Source organism: Peribacillus sp. SIMBA_075 (assembly GCF_046534585.1).
The window spans coordinates 1-264 of the sequence record NZ_JAWRYN010000820.1 but is presented as its reverse complement, the minus strand read 5'-3'; the positions used below and the strand labels follow the sequence as shown (position 1 = coordinate 264).

The 264-nt window shown below is 50.0% G+C and carries 1 protein-coding gene; it reads left to right on the top strand.

Going from position 1 to position 264, the window contains the following annotated elements:
- Window positions 1-264: solute carrier family 23 protein (locus SB775_RS30505; RefSeq protein WP_410865003.1), on the top strand; the 264-nt coding region annotated here is incomplete at both ends.

The following is a 264-nucleotide window of genomic DNA, read 5'->3' as shown; positions in this document are numbered from 1 at the left end:
GATACAACTGGAACAATGATCGGGGTGGCGGAACAAGCAGGATTAATGAAAAATGGCCAGCTGCCAAAGGTGCGCAGAGCCTTGCTCGCTGACTCTGCTGCGACGACGGTTGGCTCTATGTTTGGAACAAGCCCAACCACCGCTTATATTGAATCATCCTCAGGGGTTGCTGCTGGAGGAAGAACTGGACTGACTTCTTTAACGGTCGCTGCACTGTTTATTGTGGCCTTGTTTTTTGGCCCATTAGTTCAAGCCATTTCTTCC